11 protein-coding genes are annotated in these 8,084 nt (G+C 55.3%); 9 read left to right on the forward strand and 2 right to left on the reverse strand.

The genetic code is table 11. The annotated features are described in order from the left end of the window. Window positions 1–411: 411 nt before the first annotated feature. The 9 genes from C814_RS11290 to spoVM all read left to right on the forward strand — a co-directional run bounded on the left by C814_RS11290 (window position 412) and on the right by spoVM (window position 7,072). Complete coding sequence (locus C814_RS11290) at window positions 412–951, forward strand: stage V sporulation T C-terminal domain-containing protein (protein ID WP_016317966.1); 540 nt, start codon at window positions 412–414, stop codon at window positions 949–951. Between the two features lie 2 nt (window positions 952–953). Further along, window positions 954–1,142 carry a hypothetical protein gene (locus tag C814_RS11295; RefSeq protein WP_016317967.1) on the forward strand — a complete coding sequence of 63 codons (189 nt, stop codon included), beginning with the start codon at window positions 954–956 and terminating at the stop codon, window positions 1,140–1,142. A gap of 311 nt (window positions 1,143–1,453) precedes the next feature. Further along, a complete protein-coding gene (locus C814_RS11300; protein ID WP_016317968.1) occupies window positions 1,454–2,242 on the forward strand; it encodes an IclR family transcriptional regulator in 789 nt (262 codons plus the stop codon). 121 nt (window positions 2,243–2,363) lie between these two features. Next, window positions 2,364–2,660 (forward strand): OadG family transporter subunit, encoded by a 297-nt coding sequence (locus tag C814_RS11305; protein ID WP_016317969.1) that lies wholly within the window; start codon window positions 2,364–2,366, stop codon window positions 2,658–2,660. A 13-nt stretch (window positions 2,661–2,673) separates the two neighbouring features. Then, on the forward strand, window positions 2,674–3,123 hold the full coding sequence (locus C814_RS11310) for a biotin/lipoyl-containing protein (protein ID WP_016317970.1): 450 nt from the start codon (window positions 2,674–2,676) through the stop codon (window positions 3,121–3,123). A gap of 11 nt (window positions 3,124–3,134) precedes the next feature. Next, window positions 3,135–4,292: a sodium ion-translocating decarboxylase subunit beta gene (locus tag C814_RS11315; RefSeq protein WP_016317971.1), complete on the forward strand. Its 1,158-nt coding sequence runs from the start codon at window positions 3,135–3,137 to the stop codon at window positions 4,290–4,292. A 339-nt stretch (window positions 4,293–4,631) separates the two neighbouring features. Continuing rightward, complete coding sequence (locus C814_RS11320; protein ID WP_016317972.1) at window positions 4,632–6,392, forward strand: acyl-CoA carboxylase subunit beta; 1,761 nt, start codon at window positions 4,632–4,634, stop codon at window positions 6,390–6,392. Window positions 6,393–6,547: 155 nt separating this feature from the next. After that, window positions 6,548–6,706, forward strand: a complete 159-nt coding sequence (locus C814_RS23525) for a hypothetical protein (RefSeq protein ID WP_016317973.1) — start codon at window positions 6,548–6,550, stop codon at window positions 6,704–6,706. Window positions 6,707–6,985: 279 nt separating this feature from the next. Further along, on the forward strand, window positions 6,986–7,072 hold the full coding sequence (gene spoVM, locus C814_RS24900) for a stage V sporulation protein SpoVM (RefSeq protein WP_120486046.1): 87 nt from the start codon (window positions 6,986–6,988) through the stop codon (window positions 7,070–7,072). A gap of 112 nt (window positions 7,073–7,184) precedes the next feature. Here spoVM and C814_RS11325 read toward each other — a convergent pair whose 3' ends face one another. Next, on the reverse strand, window positions 7,185–7,718 hold the full coding sequence (locus tag C814_RS11325) for a hypothetical protein (protein WP_016317974.1): 534 nt from the start codon (window positions 7,716–7,718) through the stop codon (window positions 7,185–7,187). Between the two features lie 177 nt (window positions 7,719–7,895). Then, window positions 7,896–8,084: hypothetical protein (locus C814_RS24095; protein ID WP_016317975.1), on the reverse strand; the 189-nt coding region annotated here is incomplete at its 5' end.

Consider the following 8,084-nt stretch of genomic DNA (forward strand, 5'->3'; position numbering starts at 1 on the left):
GATGCCGCGCTTCGGGCTGAAAGCCCGAGAAGCCCCGAGGAAGGCGCTTTGCGCCTGTCAGTTTGGTCTGGAACCAAACTGACGCTGTCTCACTGTCTCTCGACCCCGCAATTTTTTGAAAAAAATTGAGTAAAACTTTAAACGTTGGACAGGCTTTGAGAAGCGTACGCCCCCTTTCCGGAATGGATTGGGGGCGTCTTGGAATCTGCGCTGTCCCGCTTTATCGCGGCTTCAGCCGGCGTGGAACACCGGCTGCTGAACTGGCATCAAAAATACTGTCGTTTTCTGTTGGGATAAGATTCCTGAAAAACGCGGCGTTCCTGCCACATAAATCCGATTTTGCCAGTCAATAATAACCTTGCCGATTCAAGAAAAAACAAAGAGCTGGCAAAAAAAGGAGGAACAATTCTGATGAAAGCCACAGGAATTGTAAGGCGCATCGACGATCTCGGGCGCGTGGTCATCCCGAAAGAAATCAGACGGACCATGCGCATCCGCGAGGGCGATCCGCTTGAAATATATACGGATAATGACGGTGAAGTGATCTTCAAAAAATATTCCCCAATCGGGGAACTGTCGGCATTTGCATCCCAATATGCGGAGGTACTGCATAAAGTCGGGGGATACCCGGTTGTAGTGTGTGACCGCGACCATGTCATCAGTGTGGCCGGAATCCCCAAAAAAGAGCTGCTCGAGCGCAGGGTTTCCCCGGCGTTGGAAGAGGTCATGGAGCAGAGGCGCAATTTTGCGGTGAGTGGGGATGGCAAAAAGATGCAGCCGGTGGAAGGGGTAGACCGCTTCGCACTGGTGGAAGCCCCGATTATCGCCGCCGGCGACGTCTGCGGGAGCCTGATGTTTATTGCGGGCGACAACCCCACCCCCGCGACCGATACCGAAATCAAGCTGATCCAGGTGGGCGCTTCCTTCCTGGGACGCCAGATGGAGGAATAGCCATGCAGAAGCAAAAGAACATGTACGGCGGTCAACCGGATGAGATTTCTGCACGTGCGAAGGACCGGGTCAACCGGGTGGTTGAGCGGATGATTGCAACCCCGCCGAGCCGGACCGACCCCAACGGCAGCTACACAGGAAAACCGATGGAGGTGGGAGAAATCCCGGTTCAGGATGCGGATGACCTGTGAGAACTGGCAGGCTGCGGATAACGCCGAAAAGCTTGCCCAAACATAAAGCCCCCGCTGTGATACAGCGGGGGCTTTTCCCAGCAGGCCGGCAGAAACGGCAAATGGCTGTCCGGAAAATCTGGAGTACACACCAGAAATCGATGTTTGTTTGGCAGGGGGACTGCGGTGGACAAATGCATTGGGATTCACCACCATGTGACGCATGGAATGTTGGCGTACCACTCAAAAATATATTTGGAATGCATTGCATAATACGGAATGATGCGCTATACTATAGATAAGGAAAACGATACATTGAAAGGGGAGAAACTATGGTACAAAGTTTGTTGCGGGCAATTGAACTGTTGGAAGCGCTCAAAGTGCCGGAGAGATGGTTCTCGCTGGCGGAACTCGCGGAGCAGGTGCAGCTCCCGCCGAGCACGATCCACCGCATCCTACAGACCTTCTGCGAAAAGATGTACGTCGTGCGGGACGACAAAACCCATCTCTACCGGCTCGGCCCGGCTTTGATCTCTCTGGGGATGGCTGCGGCTAACAATGTGAAGCTGCAAAGCGCAGCGCTGCCGGTTCTGCAAAAACTCTCGCATTCAACCGGGGAGGACGCATTTCTGGTGATCCCTGCGGGATTCAAAGGGTTGGTGCTCGAAAAGGTGGAAGGGCCAAACAACCTCAAGGTGATCGAAAAATTCGGTTACGAGGTGGATTTACACTGTGGCGCACTCCGGAAAACGCTGCTTGCCTACCAGACACAGGCTTATCTGAAGGATTATATTGAACACGGGCTCAAGCGGCTGGCAGACCACACGATCGTTGATGCGGCCGACCTGCTGCTCGATCTCGCGAAGATCCGCGAGGAGGGGCTTGCGGTCTCCTATGGGGATTATATCGAGGACGCGGTCGGGGTTGGCGGGCCGGTATTCGGTTCGGACGGGGAGATTATCGCTTCGATCGGGGTGATCTCGCCCAATGCGCGAGTCGAAAAAATCGGTCTGGAAACGCTCAAACAGACTGTCAAGGACTGCGCGGATGAGCTTTGTTACCGCATGGGATATGTGAATTTTTCGGTGCGCCCCGGGGTGCCTGCAAGTTTTGCGAAATAACACGAAATCTGTGAAAAAACAATGAATAAACGGTTGACACTCCCCCGCAACAGTGTTATTATGGGTATAGATTCCAAAATATAAAACAGATTCCACAATATAGAATGAAAGGAGGAGCAAGATGTTAGCAGGTCAGGCCCTTACAATGGGCGATACGCTTTTGGTGTCGTTGATCGGCATGTGCGTGGTCATGCTTGAGCTGGTACTGCTTGCGCTGATGATCATTGTCCTTGCCAAGGTGGTGAACCGCCTGACAGGGCAAGGAAAAGCAGTGCAGCCGGCCGCGCCCGCTGCCCCCGCGGTGGTGGACAACACGCAGGAAGAAGAAACGTTTGCGGTGTTGATGTCGGTCATCTGTGAGGACATGAAAGTGCCGCCAGAACAGCTCTGTTTCAAAGAGATCAAAGAAATTCAGTAGGAGGAATTGAGTCATGAAGTACATCGCAACCCTGAATGGCAAAAAATATGAGGTTGAAGTGGAGAAGGTCAAGGGCAGCTATGCGCCTCTGCCCCGCTATGCCGCTCCCGCTGCTGCACCTGCTCCTGCCGCTGCACCTGCACCTGCTCCTGCCCCGGCCCCTGTTGCCGCGGCTCCTGCGCCCGCTCCGGCACCCGCACCTGCCCCTGCCCCGGCACCTACCCCTGTTGCTGCTGCACCTGCCGCCGGTGGAACCACTGTTACCAGCCCGATGCCCGGCACCGTTCTTGATGTGAAGTGCGCGGTTGGCGATTCGGTCAACGCAGGGCAGGTCCTGATTATGCTTGAAGCAATGAAGATGGAAAACGAGATCGTCGCTCCGGTGGCCGGCACGATTAAACAGCTTCCGGTCAGCAAAGGCAGCGCGGTCGATACCGATGCGGTCCTGGTGGTGATTGGCTAAGGAGGATCCTCATGAATTTTTTTGAGATTATTGCCGAAACCTTGCGGCAGTCGGGATTCGCGGCGATGACCTGGCAGCAGGGTATCATGATCCTGATCTCGTTCGCCCTGCTCTACTGCGCGATCGTCAAGCAGTTTGAGCCGCTTTTGCTGCTGCCGATCGCGTTTGGTATGCTGCTGGCGAACCTGCCGCTTGCAAACCTGATGTATGATGCCACTGCCGCGGGCGGGGCGTGGTACGAATCGGGCGTCCTGCGGATCATCTATATGGGCGTCAAGAGCAGCCTGTTCCCCTGCCTGATTTTTATGGGGGTCGGTGCGATGACCGACTTCGGCCCGCTGATGGCCAACCCGATCAGCCTGCTGCTCGGTGCAGCGGCCCAGCTGGGTATCTACATAGCGTTTACCATTGCGATGGCAACCGGGCTTTTCACCCCGCAGCAGGCCGCTTCGATCGGTATTATCGGCGGTGCGGACGGCCCGACCGCAATCTACCTCGCAAACCAGCTCGCCCCTGAGCTGGTCGCCCCGATCGCGGTGGCGGCCTACTCCTATATGGCACTGATCCCGCTGATCCAGCCGCCGATCATGCGCCTGCTCACCACCGAAAAGGAGCGCACCACCAAGATGAGCCAGCTGCGCCAGGTGAGCAAAACCGAAAAGATCGTTTTCCCGATCATTGTTACTGTATTCTGTGTGCTTCTGCTCCCATCGGTCGCCCCGCTGATCGGTATGCTGATGCTGGGCAACCTGTTCCGGGAGTCGGGCGTGGTGGAGCGCCTGAGCGATACCGCCCAGAACGCCCTGTGTAACATTGTTACCATCATGCTGGGTACCACAGTCGGTGCAACCGCGGATGGTATGGTCTTCCTGCGGGTGCAGACCCTCGCGATCGTTGCGCTCGGCCTGACCGCTTTCTGCTTCTCGACCGCAGGCGGCGTCCTGCTCGGAAAGCTGCTCTACTACCTGACTGGCGGCAAGATCAATCCGCTGATCGGTTCGGCGGGTGTTTCGGCGGTCCCGATGGCTGCGCGTGTTGCGCAGGTCGAAGGCCGCAAGGCGAACCCCACCAACTTCCTGCTGATGCATGCGATGGGCCCCAACGTTGCGGGCGTCATCGGCTCGGCAGTTGCAGCGGGCTTTATGCTGATGATGTTCGGCGCGAGATAAGCCCTCTGCATTTCCCTTCCCGGCGCACCGCCTGCTGCGTGACAGACGCGGACAGAGAATTGTGTGGAATAGAGAGAGCAGGCGGCCCGGGCGTATCTTGATCCGATCTGCCGGGGGACTCTGGACCGGCAGCACGTTACCATATCGTCAAACCACTGCATCTTCCCAGCAGCGGGCAAAAAAGCCTTTCTGTGTGCTGGTTGACTACCTAATCTGGAGCAGGTCTGCTTATAGCAGCCTTCCGCGGTGGGATTGCCGCTGGCTTGGAGAGAACCTTCCTGCTTTTTTCCAAGTGCTTTGTATGATAGCTTTAGAATACTGAAAAAGGAGCGAATCAAAATGAGTGATCACGGCTATTCAATGCCCTGTTATTTCCAGAACATGCCTGTCGTAGGCGCACCGCTGAGAGCGGTCAACGCAGAAAACGAGGCGGAACTCAAAAAGATTGAGGAGCACATTGCCACTCTGATTGCAGAAGTAGAGTCTTCGGGCCGCTCGGATGAATCCCTGAACGCTTCCGGCCAGATGACCGCTATGCAGCGTGTACAGGCGCTGGTGGATGAGGATTCCTGGTGCCCGCTGAACAGCCTGTTCGATCCCGAGGAGAATGACAACAAATCCACCGCGATCATCAAGGGTCTCGGCCAGATCAACGGCAAATGGGCGGTTGTCGTCGCTTCGGACAACAAGAAGCTGGCCGGCGCATGGGTTGCGGGCCAGGCAGAAAACCTTCTGCGCGCTTCCGATACTGCAAAATGCCTGCATATCCCGCTGGTTTACCTGCTCAACTGCTCGGGCGTAAAGCTCGACGAGCAGGAGAAGGTTTATCCGAACCGTCGTTTGGGCGGCACCCCGTTCTATCGCAATGCGGAGCTGAACCAGCTTGGCGTGCCGGTTATCGTCGGTATCTACGGCACCAACCCGGCGGGCGGCGGTTACCACAGCATCAGCCCGACCATCCTGATTGCGCACGAGAAAGCAAACATGGCGGTTGGCGGCTCCGGCATCGTGGGCGGCATGAACCCGAAAGGTTACATCGACCTGGAAGGCGCCAAGCAGATCGCAGAGGCGGCGAAAACCGCGAAGCAGGATTCCCCGGGAACCATCGAGGTCCACTACAGCGAAACCGGCTTCTTCCGTGAGGCATACAGAGAGGAAGAAGGCGTCATCGAGGCGATCAAGAAATATATGGATGATCTGCCGTCCTACAATCCCGAGTTCTTCATGGTCGATGAGCCGCAGCTCCCGCAGCTCAATCCGGATGACCTCTACAGCTTGATCCCGCTCAACCAGAAACGCCCCTACAACATCTATGATGTGGTTGGCCGTATCTTCGACGGCAGCCAGTTCATGGAATACAAAAAAGGCTACGGTCCCGAGATTCTCACCGGTATTGCGAAGGTCAACGGCCTGCTGGTCGGCGTGGTTGCCAATACCCAGGGCCTGCTGATGAACTACCCCGAGTACAAACAGGGTGCGGTCGGCATCGGCGGCAAGCTCTATCGTCAGGGACTCATCAAGATGAACGAGTTTGTCACCTTCTGTTCGCGTGACCGCCTGCCGATCGTCTGGATTCAGGACACCACCGGTATTGATGTGGGCAACGATGCGGAGCGTGCAGAGCTGCTCGGCCTCGGACAGTCGCTGATCTATTCGATCCAGAATTCCGGCCTGCCGCAGCTCGAAATTACCCTGCGGAAAGGCACCGCGGCTGCGCACTATGTCATGGGTGGCCCGCAGGGCAACGACACTAACGCATTCTCTCTGGGTACCGCAGGAACCGAGATCTACGTCATGAACGGCGAGACTGCCGCGACTGCGATGTATTCGAGACGTCTGGCGAAGGACGAGGCCGCAGGCAAAGACCTCCAGCCGACCATCGACAAGATGAACAAGCTGATCCAGGAATATCATGTAAAATCCCGTCCGGACTTCTGCGCACAGAAGGGCTTCGTAGACGAGATCATCAAGATGCCCGAGCTGCGCAAATATATCGCGGCATTCGCGGGAGCGGCCTACCAGAATCCAAAGTCGATCTGCCCGTTCCATCAGATGATCCTGCCGCGCGTCATCCGCGACTACAACAACCTGAACAAATAATCCCAGCCTGGCGGATAGCTGAACGCCAGCCTTACGATTGCAAAAGCCCCGTTTTTCCAGATGGAAAAACGGGGCTTTTCCCTGTGTCAACCCCTTGTAACAGAAAATCCGCAGCCGCGTATACTGAACTAGAAAGACAAAACGGAGGTGAGCGGATGAAGCGCAAGGAGTTCTGTGACTGTAACCACTGGGCGTGGTGCTGTGCCGGGTTTGGGCTGGGGATCGTGCTGGCGGTGTTCGCCTCGCTCAAACTGGTCCTGATCCTCGCCGGAGTCCTGCTCATCACGCTGGGGGTGCGAATTCTACTGCTTTAAGCATCTGCCCCATATCTAAAGTTTTACTCGATTTTTTTTCAAAAAATCGCGGGGTCGAGGGGCAGAGCCCCCGCCGCCGCGCGCACGCGGCGGAATACTTTATCCTGAGAAGCGTATTTAGGGGTGAACTGGCTCTGGCTGGGAGCCAGAGCCAAGAGGGGTTTTTTACAAGAAAAAAAGCCCCTTCCAAAAAGAAGATGCGGAACAGGTCTCCGACAGCCCTCTCCCAGCTATCCGGCGGAGCGTTTCAAAAATCTCGACAGAAAGGCGGTTCATTTTATGAAAATTGTTGTCATCAAAAGCCCGAAATTCCTTTCCCCAATCCTGCGGTTCTTTTTCAAGATCAAAAAGGAAGAACCAGTCTGACTTTCAATCTACATAACAAAAACCGGAGCGGCACCGCTCCGGTTTTTGCTGCGGGGATCTCTCCCCTCGACCTCGTCCTCCTTTTCAAAGACGGACGAACCCTTTGGTTTATTTACGACATAATGTCCATCGCAAAGCCCTGCATGTCGGTAACCGCCTCCATATAGAGGTTCATCGCATCGGTCATTGCCTGGACCGTTTCATCAGACTCCATATCGCCGTTTTTGGCTGCCTCGGAGTATGCCGAAACCGCTTCGCTCATCTTCTTGCTCGCATCCTTGGCAATTTGGGCTTTCTCCTCAATCTCTGCCGGCGGGGTCAGCGCGGCGATGTCGACAAACGCCTGATCGACCTTTCCCAGGATCACCACAACCTGATCCAGATAATCGTCTGAGTTCTGGTCGAGCGTCAGGAATTCATTCATGTCCGGGACGAGCTTCTCCATCACTGCATTCAGGTCTTTCTGATAATCCTCCAGCTTGGGAGCCTCTGTTTTTTCGGGCGCACTGGCTTCGGAGGAAGATGAGGGTGCGGAAGATGCCGCCGAGCTGGATTCAGCAGCCGGCTTGGACTCGCTGCAAGCCGCCATCGAGAGAACCAGCGCAGCCGCAGCCAGAACTGCGGCACATTTCTTTTTCATCTGCATTTCATATTTTCCCCTTTCATATTGGCTTAACGAATTGGAAAAGCAACCTTATTATACTCTGCGGAAGAGATTTGTCAACAGATATTTTTTTCCTCTAAATCCGGACAGCATGAGGGGGCCTTTTTTCCATAAAGCCCCCTCGTTTTATATCCGGTCCCCGTTTTTATGTACAGATAATCAGGCAATGTTAATCTTTTTCTCGTAGACGTTGAAGTTCAGCTCACCGGTAGACGGCTCTTTCTCAACAACAGCGATCTCGTTGGTATTGATCCGTTTTGCGTAGACGTCAAAGTTCAGCTCGCCCTGGAACGGCTCTTTCTCGACAACCGGCTCTTCATTGGTGTTGATCCGTTTGGCATAGACGTC

Source organism: Anaerotruncus sp. G3(2012) (genome assembly GCF_000403395.2).
Taxonomy (GTDB): Bacteria; Bacillota; Clostridia; order Oscillospirales; family Ruminococcaceae; genus Anaerotruncus.

Bases quoted from the DNA above. Each gene is read 5' to 3' on its own strand.
- C814_RS11290 (WP_016317966.1), top strand. From the start codon at position 412: ATGAAAGCCACAGGAATTGTAAGGCGCATCGACGATCTCGGGCGCGTG.
- C814_RS11295 (WP_016317967.1), top strand. From the start codon at position 954: ATGCAGAAGCAAAAGAACATGTACGGCGGTCAACCGGATGAGATTTCT.
- C814_RS11300 (WP_016317968.1), top strand. From the start codon at position 1,454: ATGGTACAAAGTTTGTTGCGGGCAATTGAACTGTTGGAAGCGCTCAAA.
- C814_RS11305 (WP_016317969.1), top strand. From the start codon at position 2,364: ATGTTAGCAGGTCAGGCCCTTACAATGGGCGATACGCTTTTGGTGTCG.
- C814_RS11310 (WP_016317970.1), top strand. From the start codon at position 2,674: ATGAAGTACATCGCAACCCTGAATGGCAAAAAATATGAGGTTGAAGTG.
- C814_RS11315 (WP_016317971.1), top strand. From the start codon at position 3,135: ATGAATTTTTTTGAGATTATTGCCGAAACCTTGCGGCAGTCGGGATTC.
- C814_RS11320 (WP_016317972.1), top strand. From the start codon at position 4,632: ATGAGTGATCACGGCTATTCAATGCCCTGTTATTTCCAGAACATGCCT.
- C814_RS23525 (WP_016317973.1), top strand. From the start codon at position 6,548: ATGAAGCGCAAGGAGTTCTGTGACTGTAACCACTGGGCGTGGTGCTGT.
- spoVM (WP_120486046.1), top strand. From the start codon at position 6,986: ATGAAAATTGTTGTCATCAAAAGCCCGAAATTCCTTTCCCCAATCCTG.
- C814_RS11325 (WP_016317974.1), bottom strand. From the start codon at position 7,718: ATGCAGATGAAAAAGAAATGTGCCGCAGTTCTGGCTGCGGCTGCGCTG.